The following is a 24,059-nucleotide window of genomic DNA, read 5'->3' on the forward strand; positions in this document are numbered from 1 at the left end:
AAAAAATTCAAGGAATGGGTTTTCGTGGAAAAACATTTGGTTCTCTTATATTTCATGGAATTGAGCCACTCTAAGGTGATTTTTACATAAAAAATTCGGAAAATCAGACACTTGAAAAAATTTCTGATGAAGAGAGTTATCAAATTGTTTTACCTGACCAATATTTGTTTGCTTGGTATTTCCCTTTATTGAAAAAATTGGGAAAATCAGAAATTTTATTCCCTTATTTCTTACGGGAAATTGTAGCAGAACATTTTAAAAATAAATAGAAATAGAAAAATTAATGGCTAAAGTAATAGACGAAAGTAAGTTAAATTATAATAAATATCCTGGCGAACATGTTATGGCAGTAGGGGAAGTTGTTCAAGTTGGACAACGAACTTTTCATATTGTTCATAATTATCGTGAGGCTTTTGATGCGGAAAAATTAGAACAACGTTTTTCTGATGTTTTAGATAAGTATGATTATATTGTGGGAGATTGGGGCTTTGAGCAATTGCGTTTGAAGGGTTTTTTCTCAACCAGTCGTAGAAAAATGTTGGCAGACAATAAAATTGATCATCTTGAAGATTATGTCAATGAATATTGGCCCCGGAACCCCCCGGCGGCGCGGACGACGCCGCCGGGGCCGGCGCGGCGGTGGTGGGCGACGAGGCGGTGCTCTTCTTGTGGTCCGAGCCGCCGCATCCGCCGAGCGCGAGCGACAACGCCAGTACCGCCACGAGACTGCGCTTCACAGGATCACTTCTCCAGAGACCGGGGTGGAAAGCGCCATGATGCGCAGAAGGCCGCGCGTGCGCCTACCGACGGGCGTGCCAAGAAAACGCGGGCCGGTTAGCACCGCGGCGCATAGCGGGCGCCCTAGAGGGGCGTCACATAGGCCCCGGAGATGCCGCCGTCCACCAGGAACTCCGACGCCGTGATGAACGACGCGTCGTCCGACGCCAGGAACGCGACCGCCGCTGCGATCTCCGACGCCTCCGCGAAGCGCCCCACGGGGACGTGGACGAGGCGCCGCGCCGCCCGCTCGGGGTCCTTGGCGAACAGCTCCTGAAGGAGCGGGGTGTTGACGGGGCCGGGGCACAGCGCGTTCACCCGGATGCCCTGCCGCGCGAACTGCACGCCCAGCTCCCGCGACATCGCCAGCACGCCGCCCTTGGACGCGGTGTAGGAGATCTGCGAGGTCGCCGCGCCCATCACCGCGACGAACGACGCGGTGTTGATGATCGACCCCTTGCCCTGCTCCAGCATGTACGGGATGACGTGCTTGCAGCACAGGTAGACGCTGGTCAGGTTGACGTCCTGCACGCGTTTCCAGGCGTCCAGGCCGGTCTCCAGGATCGAGTCGTCGTCGGGCGGCGAGATCCCGGCGTTGTTGAACGCGACGTCCACGCGCCCGTAGGCGCCGTGGACCGTCCGGTACAGGGCCTCGACCGCGTCCTCGCTGGTCACGTCCACCTCGACGAACAGTCCGCCGAGCTCGTCGGCGGCGCTCTTGCCGGCGGTCTCGTCGACGTCGGCGACGACGACCTTCGCGCCCTCGGCGGCGAAACGGCGCGCGGTGGCCAGGCCGATGCCGCTGGCGCCGCCGGTCACGACGGCCACCCGGCCTTCCAGACGCTGCATGCTGCTCTCTCTCCTGTCACTCGCGGGGCTTGCGGGAGCTTGTGGGGCTTGCGGGAGCTTGTGGGGCTTGCGGAGGCTTGTGGGGCTTGTGCGGGGCTTGCGGGGCATGTGCGGGGCTTGCGGGGCGGGTGCCGGCCGGGCTCAGTCGGCGGCGATGAAGACGTTCTTGGTCTCGGTGAACGCGTCGAGCGCGTCCGGCCCCAGCTCGCGGCCGAGGCCGGACTGCTTGAACCCGCCGAACGGCGTCCAGTACCGCACGGACGAGTGGGAGTTCACCGACAGGTTCCCGGCCTCGACGGCGCGGGAGGCGCGCAGGGCGCGGCCGATGTCGCGGGTCCAGATGGAGCCGGACAGCCCGTAGGGGGTGTCGTTGGCGATCCGGTACGCGTCGGCCTCGTCCTCGAACGGGACGACGGTGACGACCGGCCCGAACACCTCGTCGTGCCAGGCGGGGAGCGTCGCGTGGTCGGGGGCGGCGAGGACGGTCGGCGGGAACCAGAAGCCGGGGCCCTCGGGCGCCGAGCCGCGGATCACGACGGGCGCGCCGTCGGGCACGTACGACGCGACCCGGTCCCGGTGCGCGGCGCTGATCAGCGGCCCGACCTCGGTCTTGGCGTCGCGCGGATCGCCGACGGCGACGCCGTGCACGGCCGGTTCGAGCAGTTCGAGGAACCGGTCGTAGACGGCCCGCTCCACCAGAATGCGGGAGCGGGCGCAGCAGTCCTGGCCGGCGTTCTCGAACACCGCGTACGGGGCGGTCGCGGCGGCCTTCTCCAGGTCGGCGTCCGCGAAGACGATGTTCGCGGACTTGCCGCCGAGCTCCAGCGTCAGCCGCTTCACGCCCGGCGCGCACGCCTGCATGATCTCCTTGCCGACCCGCGTCGAACCGGTAAAGACGATCTTGCGGACGTCCGGGTGGTCGACCAGCCGGCGGCCCGCCACCGGCCCGGCGCCCGGCAGCACCTGCAGCACGCCCTCCGGCAGCCCCGCCGCCAGCGCCAGCTCCCCGACGCGGCGGGCGGTGAGCGGGGTCAGCTCCGCCGGCTTGACGATCACCGTGTTGCCCGCGGCGAGCGCGGGCGCCATGCCCCAGCCCATGATCGGCATCGGGAAGTTCCACGGCACGATCACGCCGACGACGCCGAGCGGCTCGGCGAACGTCACGTTCACCCCGCCCGGCACCGGGATCTGCCGCCCGGCGAGCCGCTCCGGCGCGGCGGCGTAGTAGTGCAGGACGTCCCGCAGGTTGCCGGCCTCCCAGCGGGCCTGCCCGACCGGGTGCCCGGCGTTGCGGACCTCCAGCGCGGCCAGCTCCTCCAGGTGCGCGTCGACCTGCTCGGCGAACGCCCGCAGCAGCCGCGCCCGGTCGCCCGGCGCCACGTCCCGCCACGCCGGGAACGCCCGCGCGGCCCGTTCCACCGCCGCGTCGGTCTCGTCCGCCGACGCCAGCGCGACGACCTCCACGACCTCCTCGGTCGCCGGATTCAGAACCTCGAACTCGCTCATGTCCCCCTCGATACGTCGTCGGCTCGCGGCGGGCCGCCGCCATGAGCCGCCCCATGGCGGCGGCCCGCCGCGAGCGAACGTGGTCCGGTCACGCGTGGCCCGCGGCTACAGGCGCTCGAAGCCGCGGAACATCTCCCAGTCCGTCACCGCGCGGTCGTAGGCGTCCAGCTCCACGCGCGCGTAGTTGGCGTAGTGCTCGACGACCTCCTTGCCGAACGCGTCGGCGGCCAGCGGGCTGCGCTCCCAGTCGGCCGCCGCCTCGCGGAGCGTCCCGACCACCGTCTCCGCGTCGGCCGCGTACGCGTTGCCCGCGTACGGCTCCTCCAGCGGCAGCTCGTTCTCGATGCCCTGCAGACCCGCCGCGATCAGCGCCGACACCGCCAGGTACGGGTTGACGTCGCCGCCCGGCACCCGGTTCTCGATCCGCAGCGACGGCCCGTGCCCGACGAGCCGCAGCGCGCATGTCCGGTTGTCCACGCCCCACTTGATCGCGGTGGGCGCGAACGAGCCCGGCTGGTAGCGCTTGTAGGAGTTGATGTTCGGCGCGTACAGCAGGGTGAAGTCGCGCAGGCACGCCTGCTGCCCCGCGATGAAGTGCTCGCCGATCTTCGACAGCCCGTGCGGGCCGTCCCCGGCGAGGACGGGCGTCCCGTCGGCGTCGCGCAGCGAGATGTGCACGTGGCACGAGTTGCCCTCGCGCTCGTTCGGCTTCGCCATGAAGGTGATCGACATGCCCTCCTGGGCGGCGATCTCCTTCGCGCCGGTCTTGTACAGGACGTGGTTGTCGCACGTCCGCAGCGCCTCGTCGAACCGGAACGCGATCTCGTGCTGGCCGAGGTTGCACTCGCCCTTGGCCGACTCGACGTACATCCCCGCGCCGGTCATGCCGTTGCGGATCCGGCGCAGCAGCGGCTCGACGCGGGCGCCGCCGAGCAGCGAGTAGTCCACGTTGTACTGGTTCGCCGGGGTGAGGTCCCGGTACGCCTTCCGCCAGGCGTCCTCGTAGGAGTCCTGGTAGACGACGAACTCCAGCTCCGTCCCGACGTAGGCGCCCCAGCCCCGCTCCGCCAGCCGGCCGAGCTGGCGGCGCAGGATCTGCCGGGGCGAGGGCGCCACGTCGGAGCCGTCCTCCCACACGATGTCGGCGTGGACCAGCGCCGCGCCCTCCTGCCAGGGGACCCGGCGGAGCGTCCCGAGGTCGGGGCGCATGACGAAGTCGCCGTAGCCCCGCTCCCAGGACGACATGGAGTAGCCGTCCACCGTGTTCATGTCGACGTCGACGGCCAGCAGGTAGTTGCAGCCCTCCGAGCCGTGCCCGGCCACCTCCTCCAGGAAGTAGCGGGACGACAGCCGCTTGCCCTGCAGGCGCCCCTGCATGTCGGTGATCGCGACGATCACGGTGTCGATCCGGCCCTCCGCCGCCTCCCCGCGCAGCTCGTCGAGGGTGAGCGATGTGGTCACGTGTCCGGTCTCCTAACGGGCTAGCCCAGCGACTGGAGTTCCTGCTCGATGGCCGCCAGCTCCTCGGCGCTGCCCTGCACCTTGGGGCCGGTGAACCACTTGCGGGCCGACAGCACCCACCACAGGCCCGCGCCGCCGAGGACGACGAGGATCGCGATGGGCGAGTAGTTGAAGGTGTCCTTGGTGATCGGCTTCGCCGGCGGCAGGACGAACAGGATCGAGATGACGACGACCCAGACCACGGCGAGCGTGCCGATCGGCTTGCTCCACCTGCCGAGGCTCCACGGTCCGGGCTTGAAGTCCTTGCCCTGCCGCAGCCGCAGGAACGTCGGGATCACGTAGGCGATGTAGAGGCCGATCACCGCGACCGACGTCACCGCCAGGTACGCGGTCAGGTTCCAGATCGCGGGCAGGGCCAGCACGAACGCGCCCCCGGCGGCCAGCCAGATCGCGTTGGTGGGGGTCCGGCTGCGCTTGTTGATCCGGTGCCAGAAGGACGAGAACGGCAGCGCCCCGTCCCGCGAGAACGCGTAGATCATCCGGGAGTTCGCCGTCACCGAGGACATCCCGCAGAAGAACTGCGCGCCGAACGAGACCAGGATCAGCAGCTTGCCCATCGTGTCGCCGGTCGCCGCGATGAAGATCTCCGCGGGGCCGCCCTCGACCGCCTTGCCGTAGTCCTGGATGGCGAAGGTGACGCCGAGCAGCAGCACCCAGCCCGCGACGACCGAGATCAGCACCGAGTTCACGATGCCCTTCGGCCCGGACCGCGCCGCGTCGTGCGTCTCCTCGGTCATGTGCGCGGACGCGTCGTAGCCGGTCAGCGTGTACTGCGACAGAAGCAGGCCGATCAGCGCCGCGTACGCGCCGTACTGCCAGCCCGTCTCGTTGACGAACTTGCTGAACACGAACCCGGCGGACTGGTGGTGCGACGGCTTGACCGCCAGCACCCCCACCACGAACGCGACGCCGAGCACGTGCCACCAGACGCTGACGCTGCTCAAAATCGACACGAGCTTCACGCCGAACTGGTTCAGCAGCGCGTGCACGACCAGCAGGATCGCGAACAGCAGGAACGTGTGGCCGAGCGTCACGCCGTAGCCGAACTGCAGGTCCAGCAGCGGGTTCAGGAACGCCGCCGACCCGTAGACGATCGCGGCGGTCACCGCGACCTGGCCGATGAAGTTGAACCAGCCGGTGAACCACGACCACGCCGGGCCGTTCGACGGGGCGAGCTTGGCCGCCCAGTAGTACAGGCCGCCGGCGGTCGGGTAGCTGGAGCACACCTCGGCCATCGCGAGCGCGACCAGCAGCGTCATCGCGCCGACGCCGAGCCAGCCCCACGTGATGACCACGGGGCCGCCGCCCTTGAGGCCGATGGTGTAGGAGGTCAGGCAGCCCGACAGCACCGAGATGATGGTGAACGAGACCGCGAAGTTGGAGAAGCCGGACATGGACCGGCTGAGTTCCTGGGCGTAGCCCAGCTCGTGCAGCCGTTTCTCGTCGTCGGACATGGGATCGGGGGATGCCTTGTGCTCGTCGATGCTCACGAGCACCTCCTCGCGTGCCACGGGGGGTTTCGACACAGCCGCAATGGGCTAATGACAGACCATTAATGTTTGCGGAGGGGTCCCGCGTCAACCCCCCGAACGACGACGAAACGCACATGTAACGTGGAGCCCGAAGCCCCCCGCGGACCGAAGGACGGTCATGCCCGCACCCGAGCCTGACCCCCGCGCGCCCGGCGCGGACGCCCCCGGCTCCGGCGTCGCCGACCTGGCGGCCGCGGCGGTGTTCCGGCCCGTCCGCACCGGCAACGCGTTCGAGGAGACCGTCGAGCGCCTCCTCCAGGCGATCAAGCTCGGCGTCGTCGACCGCGGCGAGCGGCTCCCGCCCGAACGCGAGCTGGCCCCCCTCCTCGGCGTCAGCCGCGTCACGCTCCGCGAGGCGATCCGGGCCGTCCAGCAGGAGGGCTACGTCGAGTCCCGCCGGGGCCGCTTCGGCGGGACGTTCGTCACCTACGAGCGGCCGAAGCCCCGGCAGTCCGACCTCAGGCGGGCCCTCGCCCAGATGGGCGGCGACCTCAACGACGCCCTCACCTTCCGGATGGCCGTCGAGACCGGCGCCGCGCAGATCCTCGCCACCACCGACCTGCCGCCCGCCAAGCGGGCCCAGCTGCGCGGGCGCCTCGCCGAGCTGAACGCCGCCGGCCCCGACGAGTACCGCCGCCTCGACACCCTCTTCCACCTCGCCATCGCCGAGATGACCGGGTCCGCGCTGCTGTCGGCCGCCTGCGCCGACGCCCGGATGCGCGTCACCGACCTGCTCAACGCCATCCCCGTCCTCGGCCGCAACATCGAGCACGCCGCCGTCCAGCACGCCGCCATCGTCGAGGCGATCCTCGCCGGCGACCCCGAGGCCGCCCGCCGCGCCGTCGCCGAGCACCTGGAGGGCACCGCCGCCCTCCTCCGCGGCTTCCTGGGGTAGGCGGGCCGGTCGCCCGTTGCGCTGAACGCGATGCGGCGCGTTGACGTAGTCTGAGGTGATTGCTGGAGGCCACCCCTCGGTGCGCGGGGTGCACGACGGAGGGGCATGACGCATGGGTTGGCTGGCGGGAGTGCTGATCCTGTTCTTCGGCCTGCTGGCGTCCATCGCGCTGCACGAGCTCGGCCACTTCAGCTTCGCCAAGCTGTTCCGCGTGCGGACGACCCAGTTCATGGTCGGGTTCGGGCCCACGATGTGGTCCAAGCGCAAGGGCGAGACCGAGTACGGCGTGAAGTGGATCCCGCTCGGCGGCTACATCCGCATGATCGGGATGCTGCCGCCGCGCAGGGGCGACGCCCCCGGCACCGTCCGGCGGATCAGCACCGGCCCCTGGCAGGGCCTCATCGAGTCCGCGCGCGGCGCGGCGCTCGAGGAGGTGCGGCCCGACGACGGCGACCGGGTGTTCTACGCCAAGCCGTGGTGGCAGAAGCTGATCATCATGTTCGCCGGGCCCGCGATGAACCTGGTGCTGGCGGTGGTCTTCTTCTCGATCCTGCTGATGGGCATCGGGCAGCAGACCGCGCAGCCCGTCATCCAGGAGGTCTCCGAGTGCGTCGTCCCGGCGAGCCAGTCGAACGTGACGAGCTGCCCCGCGAACGCCACCCCGACCCCCGCCCACCAGGCCGGGATGCGGCCCGGCGACCGGATCCTGTCCTTCCAGGGCCACAAGATCAAGGACTATGAGCAGCTCCGGAAGCTGATCCGCGACTCCGGCGGGCAGAACGTCCCGGTGACGATCCGGCGCGACGGCCGGGAGATGGCGCTGACCGTCCCGATCGCCCGCAACCAGATGTACGACCTCAAGGACGACACCAAGATCGTCAACGTGGGGTTCCTCGGCATCACGCCGACCCAGGCCATGGAGCGGCAGGGGCCCGGCGCCGTCGCCGACGCCATGGGGTCGATGACCGAGCACACCGTGGGCGCGCTCGTCCGGATGCCGCAGAAGATGGTCGGCGTCTGGAACGCCGCGTTCGGCGGCGACAAGCGCGACCCGAACGGCCCGGTCGGCGTCGTCGGCGTCAGCCGCATCGGCGGCGACGTCGCCGCCTCCAAGACCCTCACGACCACCGAGAAGGTCTGGTACTTCGTCATGCTGCTCGGCTCGCTGAACCTGGCGGTCGGGCTGTTCAACCTCGTCCCGCTGCTCCCGCTGGACGGCGGCCACATGGCGGGCGCGCTGCTGGAGGCGCTGAAGAAGGCGTTCGCGCGGGTCTTCCGCAAGCCCGACCCCGGCTACGTCGACGTCGCCAAGGCCCTGCCCGTCACCTACGTGATGGCGGCCGTCCTGATCGTCATGGGCGGCCTGCTCATCTACGCCGACGTCTTCAACCCGATCAGATTCAAGGGCTGACCGGGTTCAGGAGCCGATCCGCCGCGGGGGCCGGTCAGACGGCGACCGGCATCTCGCCGGTCTTCAGGAACGCGTCCAGCGCCGCCTCGTAGGGGGCGATGTCCAGGCCCTGCGCGGCGAGCCACACGTCCGACCCGTACGTGCCCGCGTAGCGCTCGCCGCCGTCGCAGATCAGCGTCACCACGCTGCCGCGCTCGCCGCGCGCCCGCATCCCCGCGATCAGCTCCGCCGCGCCCCACATGTTGGTGCCCGTCGAGCCGCCCACGTCCCGGCCGCTGACCCGGCTCGTCCAGCGCATCGCCGCGACGGACGCCGCGTCCGGCACCTGGATCATCCGGTCGATCACCGTCGGCAGGAACGACGGCTCGACCCGCGGCCGGCCGATGCCCTCGATCCGCGAGCCCGCCGCGGTCCGCTCCGGGTCGCCGTCGGCGAACGAGCCGAAGAACGCCGAGCCCTCCGGGTCCACCACCGCGAGCCGCGTCTGGAACCGCCGGTACCGGACGTACCGGCCGATCGTCGCGGACGTCCCGCCCGTCCCGGCGCCGACCACCACCCAGGACGGCTCGGGGAACCGCTCCAGCCGCATCTGATCGAAGATCGACTCGGCGATGTTGTTGTTGCCGCGCCAGTCCGTCGCCCGCTCGGCGTAGGTGAACTGGTCCATGAAGTGCCCGCCGCACTCGGCGGCGAGCCGCCGCGACTCGTCGTAGATGGAGGACGGGTCGCCGACGAGATGGCAGCGGCCCCCGTAGAACTCGATGAGGCCGATCTTCTCGGGGCTCGTCGTCGCCGGCATCACCGCCACGAACGGCAGCCCGAGCAGCCGCGCGAAGTACGCCTCGGACACCGCCGTCGACCCGCTGGAGGCCTCGATGATCACCGTTCCCTCGCGGATCCAGCCGTTCGCCAGCCCGTACAGGAACAGCGACCGCGCCAGCCGGTGCTTCAGCGAGCCCGTCGGATGCACCGACTCGTCCTTGAGGTACAGGTCGATGCCCCACTCCGGGGGCAGCGGGAACACGTGCAGGTGCGTGTCGGCGCTGCGGTTGGCGTCGGCCTCGACCTTGCGGATCGCCTCGGCGATCCAGGCCCGGCCCCCGGGGTCGCAGCGGTCGGCGGTACGGCTCACGTGATGTTCCCCTCGATCCTCGTCGATCACCCGGGTCCCACGATATCGGCGCATGTCACCGGGCATTATGGTGCCCAGCAGGGGGGCACATGATCGACCTTTTCCGGCACCGGATCGTGGAGACCGGGCGGCTGCCGCTGTTCGGCTTCTTCACCGCGTTCATCCTCACGTTCGTGCTGACGCGGGTGGTCGTCCGGCTGATCCGCGCCAACGTGAGCGGCTGGTTCGGCAACGTCCGGGCCGGCGACACCCACGTCCACCACGTCGTGTTCGGCGTGGTGCTGATGCTGGTCGGCGGCATTGCGAGCCTCGCCACCCCGGACGCCTACGTCGCGCTCGACTGCGCCGCGGCCGTCGTGTTCGGGGCGGGCTCCGCGCTCGTGCTGGACGAGTTCGCGCTGCTGCTGCACCTCAGCGACGTCTACTGGACGGAGAAGGGCCGCGCGTCCGTCGACGCCGTCTTCGTCGCGATCGCCGTCACCGGGCTGCTGCTGCTCGGCATCCGCCCGTTCGGGTTCGCCGACGCCGTCCCCGACCCGGCGGGCAGCGTCCTCGCGCGGGCGTACTTCGCCTCCACCGTCGCCAACCTCGTCCTCGCGGTGATCACCCTGCTGAAGGGCAAGATCTGGACGGGCCTGATCGGGCTGTTCCTGCCCGTCCTGCTGGTGGTGGGCGCGATCCGGGTGGCGCGCCCGGGGTCGCCGTGGTCGCGTTGGCGGTACGACCCGGACTCGCGCAAGTACCAGCGGGCGGTGCACCGGGAGGTCCGGTTCCGGCGGCCGCTGATCCGGGCGAAGATCTGGGTGCAGGAGTTCATCGCCGGCCGCCACGACCTCATCCCGCCGGAGCTGCTGCAGCGCAGCGCCGACGCCGCCGAGCGCGCCCGCCGCCGCCGGGTGGCCCGCGCCGCCCGGAAGGCCGCCGCCCGGGACCGCCGCCGCGCCCAGCGCCGCACCACGGCCCGGGAGCAGCGGCGCGCGGCGGCACGGGAGGAGCGCCGCGCCGCCGGCCGCGGCCGCCGCAGCGTCGCCGACCGCCTCCAGCGCCGTGCCTTCGCTCGCGGCCGCACGAGCACCGCCGCCCGCCGCCTGACCCGCCGCCTGGGCGCCGACGACCCCCCGCAGCCGCCCCGGCCGCCCCACCCCCGCCGCAAACTCCCCACCACCCGCCGCTGACCCATATTCGCTCGCCCTAGGCCGTCCACCGACGAAGCCGGTTTCCAGGGCCCGCACCTGAGCAGGGGCCGCAACCAGCGGCAGCGCTCGTGCCCGGCCACGCGGCGACCTGGACCGTCGCGATCGCGTGCGAAGCCAAGTTCGAGCTTGCGAGAACTTGATCGCGCAGCGAGGCCCCCAGGGCCGAGTCGGAGCGATGCAGCGATCGCACGTACTGTCCGTTGAAGGAAGGCCGTCTAACGGCCTGACGCCAAGGACAGTACAGATTGAACAGTGTCGGCTTCGGTGGCGGTCTTGTCGGGGCGGTAGCGGAGGACGCGGGCGAAGCGGAGGGCGATGCCGCCGGGGTAGCGGGGGCTCTGCTGGACGCCGTCGAAGGCGATCTCGACGACGAGCTCGGGCCGGACGTGGACGGTCCAGCCGTCCTCGCGGACGGCGAGCTCGCGGAGCTTCTCGGTCTGCCAGGCGAGGAGCTCGTCGGTGAGGCCCTTGAACGTCTTGCCCAGCATGACGAAGCCGCCGGTCTCGGGGTCGCGGGCGCCGAGGTGCAGGTTGGACAGCAGGCCCTGGCGGCGGCCGTGGCCCCATTCGACGGCGAGGACGACGAGGTCGAGGGTGTGGCGGGGCTTGACCTTGATCCACCCGGCGCCGCGGCGGCCGGCGGTGTAGGGGGTGTCGAGGGACTTGACGAGGACGCCCTCGTGGCCGCGGGCGACGGCGTCGTCGAAGAAGTCCTTGGCGGCGGCCGGGTCGGCGGTGACGATCCGCGGGATCCGCAGGTGCTCGGGGACGGCCCGGACGAGCGCCGCGTTGCGGTCGGCGCCGGGCGCGTCGAGCAGGTCGTCGCCGTCGAGGTGGACGACGTCGAAGAGGAACACCGTGAGGGGGACGGGCTCGGTGTCCTTGGCGGTGCGGGTCGCGGTGCGGGCGGCGGTGACCTGGAACGGGTACGGGGCGCCGTCGGGGCGCAGCGCGATGACCTCGCCGTCGAAGACGGCGTCGCGGACGGGCAGTTCGCGGACGGCGGCGACGACCTCGGGGAGCCGGGCGGTGATGTCGTCGAGGGTCCGGGTGAACACGCGGACGTCGCCGTCGCGGACGTGGATCTGGGCGCGGATGCCGTCGAGCTTCCACTCCACGGCGGCCTCCGCCTTCAGCTTGGCGAACGCCTCCTCGACCGACGGGGCGGACGCGGCGAGCATCGGCTTGACCGGGCGTCCGACCTCCAGGGTGAACGCGTGCAGCCCGGTGGTGCCGTCGGCGAGCGCGGCGGTGGCGACGGGGCCGAGGGACCCGCGCAGCATGACGGCGCGGCGGACCTCGGCGGACGGCACGCCGGCCGCCGCCGCGATCGCCTCGGCCATCACCCCGTCGAGGGCGCCCTGGCGCAGCTCGCCGGCCAGCAGCCGGATGAGGAAGCCCTGCTCGTCGCGGGTGGCGCGGCCGAGCAGGGCGGCGACCAGCTCGCGGCGCCGGGCGACGGACCCGGCTCCGGAGACGGCGCCGATCTCGGTGAACGCGGCGTCGACCTCGGGGACGGTGAGGGACGGCTCGGCGGCGGGCGGCGGGACGTCGCGCAGCGCGGCGTAGCCGACGCCGATCTGCCGCTGCGGCAGCTCGCCGGACAGGTAGGCGACGACGGTGGCGGCCTCGCCGGGCTCGGCGTCGCGCAGGCACTCCGCGAGCGCCGTGATCTTGGCCTTGCGGCCGGAGGTGCCGGCCACCTCCCGCGACGTCCGCGCGATCTCCGCTATCAGCACCTCCCCATTGTGACCACGGCGTCTGACAATTGACCCGGGCGGGACCCCTGGTCAGCCGAGGCGGTCCTGACTACGTTGACCAGTGGCGGGGTCGATGACGCGCGGGGGAGTGAGGAGCGGGGCGTGGGGCTGCAGCGCGAGCCGTTCCACCGGGTCTACTCGGCGCCGGAGCCGCCGTCGCCGAAGCGGCGGCCGCGGCTGCTGGCGCTGCTGGTCGCGCTGGTGGCGTTCGGCGGGGCCGCCGCGGCGGTGTTCCTGTTCCTGCCGGGGCACGGGAACGACGCGGCGGCGCCGCGGACATCGCCTTCCGGCACCGGCGGGACCGGCGGCGCGACCGGCGGGACGGCGGAGCCGCCGCGCCCGTCCGAGACGCCGATGCAGGAGCAGCCGGTGGCGTCGCTGCCGAAGCCGTGCGCGATGGTCTCGGACCGGACCGTCGGCCGGACGATCCCGAAGCCCAGGCGGGCCGAGAGCGCGAACTCGACCTTCACGACGTGCACGTACACGGCGCAGGGGCCGGCGTTCCGGTGGCTGCGGGTCGAGGTGAACCTGCACGCGCCCGCGAAGACGCCGACGCCCGTGCAGGACGCGGAGGGCGACTACCGGGCGTCGTGGACGGAGGCGCACAGCGCGCCGCTCGTCCGCACGATCAGCCTGCGGCGGCAGCAGGGGATCGGCGACGAGGCGTACCGGTGGTTCAAGGCGGACGAGGGGCAGCCGACGGTGGTCGGCGAGGTGACGACGCGGTTCCGGAACGTGCTCGTGACGGTCAGCTACAGCGAGCAGGCGGCGAAGGGCCGCGCGGACGCCCGGGAGGGGGCGTGCCTCGGCACGGCGGAGGGCGTCGCGCGGGAAGTGCTGGCCACCTTGGCGCATTTCTGACCTGAATCGGCCGATCATGGCTTATTTTCTGTCAGAACCTTCTAAGGTGATTCCGGTAAAGGGGAGGAAGTGCGGCGGCCGTGCTCCCACTCACGTCCGGCGGCCGGCGCGCTTTGCGGCGCATGGGGAGGAGGAGGTCGACGACGTGACCGTTTCCGCGGTTGGAGTGTCCTGGGTGAGGTGATCTCCAGGTCAGCAACCCGTTCTCGCCGACCGGGCCGCGGAGTGGACCCCGCTCCGCGGCCCTCGGCGCTCCCGATTCCGGACCATTGGAAAACCGTGCGGTATTCGGCCGCTGCCATTCCGTCACCGAATTCGTTTCGGTTTCGAGGGAAATGGCCACGCGGTAGAACCGGTTACTATTTTGCGAGCCCCGCACGAACCCACACGTCGCGCGCCCGGCCGTCCAGGAATCCGACCTCCTCGAAGAACGCGGTGCACTTGCGGAACGCCCACGCCATCGTCTCCCGGCGGTGCTCGCTGCGCGCCGCGACCCGGCGGGCCAGCTTCGGGTCCAGCCCGACCGCCGTGTAGCACGACGGATGGATCACCTGCGTCGCCATCAGCCGGGTGCCCTGCGCCAGCGCGTACGCCGCCGCCCGCCGCCGCACCGGCGACGCGCGCGCGACGAGCCGCTTCAGCTCCTCCCGCGCGTACCGGATGTGCCGCGCCTCCTCGATCACGTGGATCCGGGTGACCTGCCGGATCATCGGCTGCACGCCCTCGTCCGGGAACGTCAGCCGCTGGAACGCGTCGGTGAACTCCTCCACCACCAGCGTCCCCGCGAACATCGGCATCGGGTCGTACACGGCCCCGAACAGCTTCGCGAAGTGGTACTCCGCCGCGCGCGGCCGGTGGGTGCGCAGCCCGCAGGTGCGCACCATCCGGCCGAACATCTTCGAGTGCCGGCACTCGTCGGCGATCTCCGTCAGCGCGTAGGCGACGTGCTCGCTGTCGTAGCGGCTCCGGTAGGCGTGCTGGACGAGCGACTGCATCAGCAGCATCTCCGACCAGATGCCGAACGAGGCGATGCTGCACATCTCCCGCTTGGTCAGCTCCACCCGCTGCCGGTGCGTCAGGCCGTCCCACAGCGGCGTCTCGTAGATCGACACCAGCTGCGGCGGCGCGTACCAGACGTCGGGGTCCTGCGGCGCGTCCCAGTCGACGTCGGCGTCCGGATCGAAGGAGTGCTTGCGGGACGTCCGCAGCAGCCGCTCGGCGACCACCTCCCGGTCGGTGAGCTCCAGCGTGTGGTCGCCGTCCTTGCAGCGGATCCGCGCGGTCCAGGTGGTGGGGCGGTCGGTCAGCAGTTCGGGGGGCATCGATCCTTCTCCTCTCCTGGGGGAGGCCGAGGAGGGCCGCGCGAGGCCGTGCGCCGCACGGCGGGGCCGGCCCTATTGCACGGGGATTCGGGCGAGCAGGCGGGTGGACGCCGGCGAGATGCGGGAGAGCGCGTGCAGCAGGTGGCCCTCGAAGTTCACCGGGACCACGGCCTTGTTCTTGATGATGGCGTCGACGACCCGCTCGGCGACCTTCTCCGGCGGGTAGTTGCGCAGCTTGAGCGCCTTCTGGCCGCGGACGCGGGTCCGCTCGCGGTGCGCCGCGTCGCCGCCGACGAACGTGGCGTTCTTGACGATGTTGGTGCCGGCGAAGCCGGGGCAGACGGCGGTGACGCCGATGCGCGAGGACGCCAGCTCGGCGCGCAGGCACTCGCTGAGCATCAGCACGCCGGCCTTGGTGGTGCAGTAGGCGGGCAGCGACCGGGTCGGCGCGAACGCGGCGGCGGACGCGATGTTGACGATGTGGCCGCCGAAGTTGGGCTTGTCGGGCTTGTTCGGCAGCGCGTTGACGCGCTCGACCATCTGCTTGCCGAACAGCCGCGACCCGTGGATGACGCCCCACAGGTTCACGCCGAGGATGCGGTTCCAGTCCTCGACGCCGTGGTCGAGGAACGGGCCGCTGACGGCGATCCCGGCGTTGTTGACGACGATGTCGGGGACGCGGTGGGCCTCGCGCACCTCGGCGGCGAACGCCTCCATCGCGGCGGCGTCCGCCACGTCCACCTCGTAGGCGCCGCCGCCCGGGCCGAGGGTCTTGGCGAGGGTCACGGTCCGCTCGGCGGACGGGAGGTCGATGTCGGCCGCCAGGACGGTCGCGCCGCGTTCGGCGAGGGCCAGCGCGATGGCGCGGCCGAACCCGCTGCCGGCTCCGGTGACGACGGCGAGCGCCCCGTCGAAGTGCGCGAGTGGCATGCAGACCTCCGAGATGTCCCGAGCGGAATGATCCCCAACCGTACTCAGCCCGCGGCGGCGTCCGCGATGACCGCGTCGACCTCCGCCTTCCGCTCGGCCTCCTCGGCCGCGAACCGCTCGGCGTCGAGCTTCTCGGCGATGTCCTCGTCCTGGTTCATCAGCGCCTCCAGGTCGGCCTTGGACATGTCGAGGACGCCCATGTCGTCGTAGGTCCGCTGGATGCGCTCGCTCCACAGGCCGATGTCCTTGACGCACGGGACGATGCGGCTGAACAGCAGGCTCTGGAACATCTGCATGTAGGGGGAGTTCGCCACCATCTCGTCGACCTCCTTGGGGTCGATGCCGAAGTTGGTCCAGATCTCCCGGCCGCGGATGCGGTCGCGCATGAGGTAGCAGCCCTCGATGACGAAGTCCTCGCGCTCCCTCAGCTCGGCCGCGGACAGCTGCTTGTAGTAGTCGCGCAGGGCGAGCCGCCCGAACGCGACGTGCCGGGCCTCGTCCTGCATGACGTAGGCGAGGAGCTGCTTGGGGAGCGGCTTGGTGGTGATGTCGCGGATGACGCCGAACGCGGCGAGCGCGAGGCCCTCGATGAGCACCTGCATGCCGAGGTAGGGCATGTCCCAGCGGGAGTCGGTGAGGGTCTCGTTCAGCAGGTCCTGCAGCTTGGTGTTGATCGGGTAGACCATCCCGACCTTCTCGTGCAGGAACCGCGTGAACAGCTCGACGTGCCGGGCCTCGTCCATGGTCTGCGTGGCGGAGTAGAACTTGGCGTCCAGGTCGGGCACCGACTCGACGATCCGGGCTGCGGTGACCATCGCGCCCTGCTCGCCGTGCACGAACTGGGAGAACTGCCAGGACGTGGAGTGCTGCCGCAGCTCGCCGCGCTGCTTGTCGGTGAGCTTGTCCCAGTACTTGGTGCCGTAGATGGCGAGGGACTGGTCGGGGACGCCGAGGACGTCGTGCGGGTCGACCTCCAGGTCCCAGTCGATCCGCTTGACCGAGTCCCACTGCTTGTCCTTGCCCTTCTGGTACAGGGCGAGGAGGCGGTCGCGGCCGTCGTCGTACTCCCACGTGAAGCGGGCGTCGCCGGCGAGCGGCACGTTCCAGGTGGACTTGCCGACGGGCTCGGTGTAAAGGTCATGGGTCGACACGGCGTTCCTCCCCGAGGGCGACACGTACGATGTACGTAAGACGTACGATGTACGTACCGTGTCACGGTGCACTTACAGGTGTCAACGGCGGGAAGGGGCGGGACCGATGAACGGCGACGTGACGTCCGACACGCCGGCGCCGCGACCCGTCCTGACCAGGGCGCGGATCGTGCAGGCGGCGGTCGGGCTGATCGAGCGGGAGGGCGCGGGCGCGCTGTCCATGCGCCGCGTGGCGGGCGAGCTGGGCGTCGCGGTGATGTCGCTCTACAATCACGTGCCGAACAAGGACGCGCTGCTCGAAGGCGTCGCCGAGCACGTCATCGCCGGCCTGGAGCTGGAGGACGAGCCCGACGAGCCGTGGCAGACGAGGGCGCGCGCCCTCGTCCGGGCGTTCCGGAAGGTCGCGCACGACTACCCGCGCTGCATGACGATCGTCCTCACCCACAAGATCGACACCCAGCTCGGGCTGCGCCCCGCCGAGCGGGCCCTCGCGCTCGCCGACGCCGCCGGCTTCGACGGCCCCACCTCGGTGCGGATCATGCGGGCGCTGATGGCCTACGCGCTCGGCGCGCAGCTCCGCGAGACCGGCGTGGTGAAGACGCTGGACAACCTCGTCGAGACCCAGGCCGAGTCGTGGGCGAAGCTCGACGCCGCCGAGTTCCCGCACGTGGTCGCGCTCTCCGAGGAGCTGGCCAGCCACGACCCGGAGACCGACTTCGAGTTCGGCCTCGACCTGCTCATCAGCGCCCTCGACGCCCTTCCCCGCGGACGGGGCCAGCAGGCCTGAACGGCGCCTTCCGCTCCGCCGGCGCTCCGCTCCAGGCGCCGGTCAGGCGAGGTAGGGGCTCAGGCCCTGCCAGCAGAAGTCGGTCATGTAGCGCGCGGCGTCCTCGGCGGTCACCTCGGGATGCCAGGTCCGCCACTGGGCGAGCCGCTCGCACGCGCCGATGATGATCTCGGTGAACGCGGCGATCGCCGGCTCGCCCGCGTGCGGGGCGAAGGCGGCGAGCACCCCGGAGATCAGCTCGCTCTGCTGCCGGCGGGTCGCCTCCACCGCCTCGACGGTCTCCTGCGACCCGGCCGCCGGCTCGCGCAGCAGCATCGCGAACGACTTGCTGTGCGCGTCGATGAACCCGAAGTAGGCGGCCATCCCGCGCCACAGGATGTCCTTGGGGTCGGTGGCGCCCGCCATGGCCTTCTGCGTGACGTCCAGCAGCTCGGCCTTGGAGCGGCTCACGCACGCGACGAGCAGCCCGTCCTTGGAGCCGAAGTACTCGTAGAGCATCGGCTTGGAGACGCCGCAGCGCTCGGCGATCTCGTCCATCGAGGTGCCCTGGTAGCCGCGCTCGCCGAACACCTCCTCCGCCACGTCCAGCATCTGGCGCTCGCGCTCCGCGCGCGACATCCGGCGGCGGCGCTGCGGGCGGTGCGGTGTGGCGGCACTCACAGCGGAATCCTATCTGTTGGACCTACCGTCAGTAAGCTACTCCTAGTAACTTACTCCGAGTAGGTTACCGCGAGAGGACGGGATATGAGCGAGCGCGCCCCGGCGATCGTCATCATCGGCTCCGGCTTCGCCGGGCTCGGCATGGCCATCCGGCTGAAGCAGTCCGGCTTCCACGACTTCGTCATCCTGGAGAAGAGCGAGGCCCTCGGCGGGACCTGGCACGACAACACCTATCCCGGCTGCGCCTGCGACGTCCCGTCGCACATGTACTCCTTCTCCTTCGAGCTCAACCCGGGCTGGTCGCGGATGTTCGCCCCGCAGCCCGAGATCCGCTCCTACATGGAGCGCACCGCCGACAAGTACCGCGTCCGCGAGCACATCCGCTTCGGCAGCCACGTCGACAGCATGGAGTACCAGGACGACGAGCGCAGGTGGAACGTCGCCCTCACCGACGGGACCGTCCTCACGCCGCGGGCCATCGTCTCCGGCATCGGCGCCCTGCACATCCCCTCGTTCCCCGACCTGCCGGGCATCGAGAAATTCGAGGGCACCACCTTCCACTCCGCCGAGTGGGACCACTCCTACGACCTCACCGGGAAGCGCGTCGCCGTCATCGGGACGGGCGCGTCCGCGATCCAGTTCGTCCCGCAGATCGCGAAGAAGGCCGGGGAGCTGGTGCTGTTCCAGCGGACGCCGCCGTGGATCCAGCCCAAGCCCGACTTCACCTTCCCCAAGCCCGTCCGCACCGCGTTCGACAAGGTGCCCGGCGCCGCCCGCGCGTTCCGCAACGGCATCTACTGGGCCCTGGAGGCCCGCGCGATCGGCTTCACCATCGACCCGCGGCTGTCGTTCCCGCAGGAGAAGCTCGCCCGCCGGCACCTGGAGAAGCAGATCCCCGACCCGGAGCTGCGCGCCAAGGTCACGCCGGACTACACCATCGGCTGCAAGCGCGTCCTGCTGTCCAACGACTACTATCCGGCCCTCACCCGCCCGAACGTGACCGTCGAGACGTCCGGCATCGCCGAGGTGCGGGAGCGGTCCGTCGTCACGGAGGACGGCGAGGAGTACGAGGTCGACTGCATCGTCTACGGCACCGGGTTCAAGGTCGTCGACGCGCTCAACGAGCTGCGCGTCACCGGCCGCGGCGGCGTCAAGCTCCAGGAGATCTGGGCGGACGGCATCGAGGCGCACCGCGGCACCACGGTCCCCGGCATGCCGAACTTCTTCATGCTGCTCGGCCCGAACACCGGCCTCGGCCACAACTCCGTCGTCTTCATGATCGAGGTGCAGATCCAGCAGGTGCTCAGCTGCCTGCGGCTGCTGCAGGAGTCCGGCGCCGTCGCGATCGAGCCGAAGCCCGAGGCGTCCCGCCGCTTCAACGACCGGATGCAGCGGCGGCTGCGCCGCGCCGTCTGGAACGAGGGCGGCTGCAACAGCTGGTACCTCGACGACCAGGGCGTCAACCGGACGCTGTGGCCCGGCCACACCTTCGAGTTCTGGGCCGGCAACCGCAAGGCCAAGCCGGAGGAGTACATCCTCACGCGCTAGGCGGCGGCCCGGCCGGATGCGCGGGCGCCGGGGACGTGTTAGGCAGGGGCATGCCCAAGCCACTGATGCCGCGGCGCCTGCGCCGCATCAACAAGGCCGTCACGAACCGGGTGCAGGGCGTCTACGCGCCCTACCTGCCGCCGCTCGCGGTCATCGTCCACAAGGGGCGGACGTCCGGACGCGAGTACCGGACGCCCGTCACCGCGTTCCGCAGCGGCGACCGGCTCATCGTCGGCCTGCCGTACGGGGCCGACACCGACTGGGTGCGCAACCTGCTCGCCGAGGGGCGCGGCGGGGTGGAGCGGCTCGGCCGCGTCCGGCGGATCGCCCGCCCGCGCGTGCTCACCGCCGCCGACGCCGCCGAGCTGCCGCGGGCCGCGCGGGCCGTCGCGCGCTACATGGACGTGCTGGTCGTCGACCTGGAGGACTGACCCGGCCCGGACGGCGGGCTCGGCCGGCGGGCCCGGCCGGGCAGGCTCGGCCGGCGGGCCCGGACGGCTACTTCTCCGGCGCGAACATCGGCCGGAAGCCCGCGACGAGCTGCCGGACCACCGGCCGCTGCTCGTCGGGCGTGCGGCCGCGCAGGTCGTGGATCGGGTCGAGGCCGTCGTAGTAGGGCGCGAGCGCCAGGAACGGCAGCAGCGTGAGGATCATCGTGGCGAGGACCTGCAGGTCGGCGTCCTCGCGGATGCCGCCCTGCGCCTTCCACAGGTCCAGCGTCGGATGGATGACCTGCAGGTAGTGCTGGTTCGCGGTGTCGCGCACCACCGACCGGACGCTGTTGTCCAGCTCGAAGTTCGTCGCGGCGGTGACCGCGCGCTCCAGCGGGTGGTCGGCCATGTACTCGGTCCAGTCGCACAGCACGTCGAACAGCCACTCGTCGAAGGACTGGTCGAAGTCGACGCGGGCGATCCGCCGCTCCATCTCCTCGCGGATCCGGCGGGACGCCTCGTCGCAGACGAACGCGAAGAACTCCAGCTTGTCGCTGAAGTACTGGAACAGCGAGCCCTTGGCGATGCCGGCCTCGCGGGCGATGGTGTTGAGGCTGCCGGTGGAGTACCCGTGCTCTCCGAACTCGCGCATCGCCACCTCGAGCACCCGTTCCCGCTTGGCGACGTTGAGGCGGAACCACGTGGACGTTGGCATGGACCCCTTCGACTTTCCGTCAGGAACCGGTAACCCTGAGGTCAGGATAACCGTCCATCGCATCTCGTGTGAACCAAATGTCACTCTCGCGCGTCGGGTTCCGCGCCCGCGGCCGGCTCCAGGTACCGCAGCGTGAACTCGGCGGACGCGAAGTCGCCGCCCTGCGGGGTGCCCGGCCCGACGAACGTGTCCGGAATGCCGTGTTCGGCGGCGTCGTCCAGGGGCCGGTAGCCGAGCCGCTCGTCCAGTTCCCAGAACCGCCGCGCGTTCGCCGACACCGCGTACGCCGCGAGGAACCCCGGCGCCGGGACGGTCAGCGCCGCCAGCACGAAGCCGGCGCAGTCGCGGTGGCTCAGCCAGGTCGCCAGGTGCCGCGGCTCGTTCGGCGCCGCGTCGAGGCTGCCGATGCGCAGGCACACCACGTCCAGCTCGAACTTGTCGACGTACAGCCGCGCGAGCGCCTCCACCGCGACCTTGCTCACCCCGTACAGGCCGTCCGGGCGCGGCGGCATCTCCGCCGACACCGTCTCGGTGGAGGGGTACAGGCCGGTCAACCGGTTGCTGCTCGCCAGGACCACCCGCCGGACGCCGGTCACCCGAGCCGCCTCCAGCATCCGCTGCGTGCCGAGGATGTTGCCCTCGACCAGCTCGGGGAACGGCGCCTCGTCCCGCACCCCGGCGAGGTGGACGATCGCGTCCGCGCCCGCGACGATCTCCGCCGCGTCCGACAGGTCGGTGCGGTGCACCACCTCGTTCGGCGCCTCCGCCTCCAGCGGCACCCGGTCGGCGAGCACCAGCGTGCCCGCCGCCTCGCGCAGCGGCCCCCGCACGGCGGATCCGACCCGGCCCGCCGCCCCCGTCAGCACGATTCTTCCCAACGTCATGGTCAGCAGTGTTGCAGTGTTGATGCAAGGCCGGCCCAAGGGGCTCGCCTTCGGCTTCGCCTCACCGGTCGGATGGCGCGCTCGCGTGAGGTTCGCACCGTTGCGGGGCGGCTGTTCCGGTGCGCTTAGGTTGGTCGTATGTGCGTGTCCATGGACCAGGCCGCGTTCTCCGGGACGACGCTCTACGCGGGGCGGCGACACCATCCCGAGCACGGCCTCATCGAGGTGCTCGGGTACCAGAACACGGCCGTGAACCTCGCGGGCGGCCCGAACGCGATGCTGCTGCACGTTCCCGCGCGCGTCCTGACGCCGGAGAACTTCCTCGCGCTCCGGCAGGACGAGGCGGACGTGCTCAACCTGATGGTGGACGCGCTGACACCGGTGCCGGCCGCGACGATGGACTGGATGGAGGCCGACGGACCCGGCGTGCGGGTGTTCGACCACGACGTCTACACGGTCCTGCTGGCCGAGGACCCGACGCTGATCCCGGCGGCGCTGGACCGCGTCCCGCCGCACCGGAGGCCGCGCCCCGATCCCGAACTCATGGATTTCTACGCGACGCATTTCCCCCGGCACGTGATCATTCTCTGCTGCTTCGACAATGCCGACGCGCGCCGGGCGAAACCGCTGCTGATGTGGTACGAGCCGGACGATCCGGACCGCGTCGTCGTGCCCGCGCTCGACTGCCACACCGGCGGCGCGCCGCGCCTGGACGAGCCCGTCCGCACCGACCACTGGGTCGTCTTCGGCGCCGACGGCGCGTCCGGCGACGGCTGGGAGCCCGTCGCCTACCCCGGAAAAATGCGCTACAGCCTGCGCGAATACCTCCCGGACGCGGTGGCGGGGACGTACTTCTCGGGCGCCGCGCCGAACGGCGACTTCGCGATCGCCCACGACGACCTCCTCGCCGGGCGCCTCGACCGGATCGAGCGGCTCGCCCCTTCCTGACCCGCCGGTGCGCGCCGGTTGATAATCCGGGCCGGCGGCCGAGGGCGGTAATTCGTCGCTCGCTGACAACCTTTTCCGGGCGCCTTGAAAGGTCATTCGCCGCCTGATTCAGTCGTCCCGTTGACCGGGTCTCGACGGGTGGAGGTGGGGGCGGGTGCGGATGCGTTCACGGTCGGCCGGCGGCGCGGTGTTCGCGGGGCTCGGGGTGGCGGCGGTGCTCGCCGTGTCGGGCGCGTCCCCGGTGATCGCCGAGCCCGCGCCGTCCACCACCCCGTCCGGGGAGTCGCCGGCGCCGACCGACAGCCCGTCGCCGACCGACACCCCCACGCCGACCCCGACGGGCTCGCCGACGGACGACCCGACCACGCCGCCGCCGGACACCGGCTCGCCCACCCCCACGCCGCCGCACAGCTCCTCGCCGACGCCGTCGCACACGCCGACGCACGCCCCGGGCGACCCGCACGATCCGGGCACGCCGGCGAAGCCGGTGCTGTCGGTCGCGGCCACCGTGTCGTCGGCGACGGTCCGCCCCGGCGGCTCGATCACCGCCACCGTCCGGGTGTCGGCGTCCGGCGCCACCGCGTCCGGGACCGTGCTGCGGGCGTCGGCGACGGGCGGCGCGACGGCGACCCCGTCCGAGCAGGGCCTCGGCGGCGTCGGCGCGGGCGGGACGTCCGCGACGGTGACCGTCCGGGTCCCGTCCGGCGCGAAGCCGGGGACGATCCGGCTCACCGTGCGCGCGTCGGCGGCGCACGCGGCCGCCAGGACGCGGACCTACACGCTCGTCGTCACCGAACCGTCCGGCGCGCTGCCGCCGGGCATCAGCCCGGGCGCGCTGCCGCCCGGCGTCCCGCCGGTCACCCCGGAGGGCGTGCCGGGCGGGCTGACCGGCCCGGACGTCGTGCTGCCCCCGGTCGTCGGCCCGCAGACCGCGCCCGCGCCGATCGCCCCGGTGCCGGTCGCGAACCTGCGCGCGCTGCCCCGGGACTCCTCGAACCTCGACGACCTGACCGCCCTGCAGGCCGGCGTGCTCGCCGCGATGGCGTCCTCGGTGACGCTGCTGCTGCTCAGACTGCGGCTGGCCCGCCGGGAGGGCGTCTCGCCCCGGCGGCCCGGCCGCCTCCACCTCCGCCTCCACGTCCGCCGTGCCCGTCCCCGCCTCGACGGGCCGCCGGTGCGGCCCCTCCCGGCGCGGCCGGGGCGGCCCCGGCCGAGACCAGCCCCCGCGCCGCCCGCGGCGGCG

At 71.0% G+C, this 24,059-nt stretch carries 21 protein-coding genes and 1 pseudogene; 10 read left to right on the forward strand and 12 right to left on the reverse strand.

The window, feature by feature from the left end; all coding sequences use genetic code 11:
• Window positions 1–283: 283 nt before the first annotated feature.
• A complete protein-coding gene (locus ABZ914_RS21345) occupies window positions 284–838 on the forward strand; it encodes a YutD family protein (protein WP_500195056.1) in 555 nt (184 codons plus the stop codon).
• Between the two features lie 23 nt (window positions 839–861).
• Here the strand turns inward: ABZ914_RS21345 and ABZ914_RS21350 are convergent, their stop codons facing one another.
• The 4 genes from ABZ914_RS21350 to ABZ914_RS21365 form a co-directional block, all read right to left on the reverse strand.
• A complete protein-coding gene (locus tag ABZ914_RS21350) occupies window positions 862–1,626 on the reverse strand; it encodes a 3-oxoacyl-ACP reductase (protein WP_433140753.1) in 765 nt (254 codons plus the stop codon).
• 141 nt (window positions 1,627–1,767) lie between these two features.
• Entirely contained in the window at window positions 1,768–3,132 is a 1,365-nt protein-coding gene (locus ABZ914_RS21355; RefSeq protein WP_500195060.1) for an aldehyde dehydrogenase family protein, read from the reverse strand.
• A 105-nt stretch (window positions 3,133–3,237) separates the two neighbouring features.
• Window positions 3,238–4,593: a glutamine synthetase family protein gene (locus ABZ914_RS21360; RefSeq protein WP_500195062.1), complete on the reverse strand. Its 1,356-nt coding sequence runs from the start codon at window positions 4,591–4,593 to the stop codon at window positions 3,238–3,240.
• A 20-nt stretch (window positions 4,594–4,613) separates the two neighbouring features.
• Window positions 4,614–6,143, reverse strand: coding sequence for an amino acid permease (locus ABZ914_RS21365; RefSeq protein ID WP_500195063.1), 1,530 nt, complete (start codon window positions 6,141–6,143; stop codon window positions 4,614–4,616).
• A gap of 160 nt (window positions 6,144–6,303) precedes the next feature.
• On the opposite strand from ABZ914_RS21365, the gene ABZ914_RS21370 reads away from it, so the two are divergent.
• Together ABZ914_RS21370 and ABZ914_RS21375 are read left to right on the forward strand one after the other, a co-directional pair.
• The gene (locus ABZ914_RS21370) at window positions 6,304–7,080 is read left to right on the forward strand and encodes a FadR/GntR family transcriptional regulator (protein ID WP_387026770.1); all 777 of its coding nucleotides are present in this window, start codon (window positions 6,304–6,306) and stop codon (window positions 7,078–7,080) included.
• A 112-nt stretch (window positions 7,081–7,192) separates the two neighbouring features.
• Window positions 7,193–8,491: a M50 family metallopeptidase gene (locus tag ABZ914_RS21375; protein ID WP_500195065.1), complete on the forward strand. Its 1,299-nt coding sequence runs from the start codon at window positions 7,193–7,195 to the stop codon at window positions 8,489–8,491.
• Window positions 8,492–8,525: 34 nt separating this feature from the next.
• Here ABZ914_RS21375 and cds1 read toward each other — a convergent pair whose 3' ends face one another.
• Window positions 8,526–9,623, reverse strand: coding sequence for an L-cysteine desulfhydrase Cds1 (cds1, locus tag ABZ914_RS21380; RefSeq protein WP_500195067.1), 1,098 nt, complete (start codon window positions 9,621–9,623; stop codon window positions 8,526–8,528).
• Between the two features lie 89 nt (window positions 9,624–9,712).
• Between cds1 and ABZ914_RS21385 the strand changes: the two genes are divergently transcribed.
• Window positions 9,713–10,798 carry a hypothetical protein gene (locus tag ABZ914_RS21385; RefSeq protein WP_500195069.1) on the forward strand — a complete coding sequence of 362 codons (1,086 nt, stop codon included), beginning with the start codon at window positions 9,713–9,715 and terminating at the stop codon, window positions 10,796–10,798.
• A gap of 236 nt (window positions 10,799–11,034) precedes the next feature.
• On the opposite strand, the gene ABZ914_RS21390 is transcribed toward ABZ914_RS21385, so the two are convergent.
• Entirely contained in the window at window positions 11,035–12,558 is a 1,524-nt protein-coding gene (locus tag ABZ914_RS21390) for an ATP-dependent DNA ligase (RefSeq protein ID WP_500195070.1), read from the reverse strand.
• 123 nt (window positions 12,559–12,681) lie between these two features.
• Here ABZ914_RS21390 and ABZ914_RS21395 point away from each other — a divergent pair, with 123 nt between their 5' ends.
• A complete protein-coding gene (locus tag ABZ914_RS21395; RefSeq protein WP_433140734.1) occupies window positions 12,682–13,440 on the forward strand; it encodes a hypothetical protein in 759 nt (252 codons plus the stop codon).
• Window positions 13,441–13,799: 359 nt separating this feature from the next.
• Here the strand turns inward: ABZ914_RS21395 and ABZ914_RS21400 are convergent, their stop codons facing one another.
• From ABZ914_RS21400 to ABZ914_RS21410, 3 genes are all read right to left on the reverse strand, one after another.
• Window positions 13,800–14,762, reverse strand: a complete 963-nt coding sequence (locus tag ABZ914_RS21400; RefSeq protein ID WP_500195073.1) for an AurF N-oxygenase family protein — start codon at window positions 14,760–14,762, stop codon at window positions 13,800–13,802.
• A 72-nt stretch (window positions 14,763–14,834) separates the two neighbouring features.
• Window positions 14,835–15,692: an SDR family NAD(P)-dependent oxidoreductase gene (locus ABZ914_RS21405; RefSeq protein ID WP_500195075.1), complete on the reverse strand. Its 858-nt coding sequence runs from the start codon at window positions 15,690–15,692 to the stop codon at window positions 14,835–14,837.
• A 44-nt stretch (window positions 15,693–15,736) separates the two neighbouring features.
• Entirely contained in the window at window positions 15,737–16,843 is a 1,107-nt protein-coding gene (locus ABZ914_RS21410) for a ferritin-like domain-containing protein (RefSeq protein WP_500195076.1), read from the reverse strand.
• Window positions 16,844–16,949: 106 nt separating this feature from the next.
• On the opposite strand from ABZ914_RS21410, the gene ABZ914_RS21415 reads away from it, so the two are divergent.
• Window positions 16,950–17,630, forward strand: a complete 681-nt coding sequence (locus tag ABZ914_RS21415) for a TetR/AcrR family transcriptional regulator (protein WP_190865903.1) — start codon at window positions 16,950–16,952, stop codon at window positions 17,628–17,630.
• A gap of 42 nt (window positions 17,631–17,672) precedes the next feature.
• Here the strand turns inward: ABZ914_RS21415 and ABZ914_RS21420 are convergent, their stop codons facing one another.
• Window positions 17,673–18,290: a TetR/AcrR family transcriptional regulator gene (locus ABZ914_RS21420; RefSeq protein WP_433239654.1), complete on the reverse strand. Its 618-nt coding sequence runs from the start codon at window positions 18,288–18,290 to the stop codon at window positions 17,673–17,675.
• 84 nt (window positions 18,291–18,374) lie between these two features.
• Here ABZ914_RS21420 and ABZ914_RS21425 point away from each other — a divergent pair, with 84 nt between their 5' ends.
• Together ABZ914_RS21425 and ABZ914_RS21430 are read left to right on the forward strand one after the other, a co-directional pair.
• Window positions 18,375–19,838 (forward strand): flavin-containing monooxygenase, encoded by a 1,464-nt coding sequence (locus ABZ914_RS21425; RefSeq protein WP_500195078.1) that lies wholly within the window; start codon window positions 18,375–18,377, stop codon window positions 19,836–19,838.
• 50 nt (window positions 19,839–19,888) lie between these two features.
• Window positions 19,889–20,269 (forward strand): nitroreductase family deazaflavin-dependent oxidoreductase, encoded by a 381-nt coding sequence (locus ABZ914_RS21430; protein WP_500195080.1) that lies wholly within the window; start codon window positions 19,889–19,891, stop codon window positions 20,267–20,269.
• Window positions 20,270–20,336: 67 nt separating this feature from the next.
• Here ABZ914_RS21430 and ABZ914_RS21435 read toward each other — a convergent pair whose 3' ends face one another.
• Entirely contained in the window at window positions 20,337–20,984 is a 648-nt protein-coding gene (locus tag ABZ914_RS21435) for a TetR/AcrR family transcriptional regulator (RefSeq protein ID WP_190865906.1), read from the reverse strand.
• A gap of 80 nt (window positions 20,985–21,064) precedes the next feature.
• Entirely contained in the window at window positions 21,065–21,868 is an 804-nt protein-coding gene (locus tag ABZ914_RS21440; protein ID WP_500195082.1) for an NAD-dependent epimerase/dehydratase family protein, read from the reverse strand.
• Between the two features lie 138 nt (window positions 21,869–22,006).
• Between ABZ914_RS21440 and ABZ914_RS21445 the strand changes: the two genes are divergently transcribed.
• Both ABZ914_RS21445 and ABZ914_RS21450 read left to right on the forward strand, forming a co-directional pair.
• Window positions 22,007–22,816, forward strand: a complete 810-nt coding sequence (locus ABZ914_RS21445; protein ID WP_500195084.1) for a hypothetical protein — start codon at window positions 22,007–22,009, stop codon at window positions 22,814–22,816.
• A 154-nt stretch (window positions 22,817–22,970) separates the two neighbouring features.
• A pseudogene (locus ABZ914_RS21450) lies at window positions 22,971–24,059 on the forward strand (hypothetical protein); the annotation flags it as partial.

Source organism: Spirillospora sp. NPDC046719 (assembly GCF_040645715.1).
In the GTDB taxonomy this organism is placed as follows: Bacteria; Actinomycetota; Actinomycetes; order Streptosporangiales; family Streptosporangiaceae; genus Spirillospora.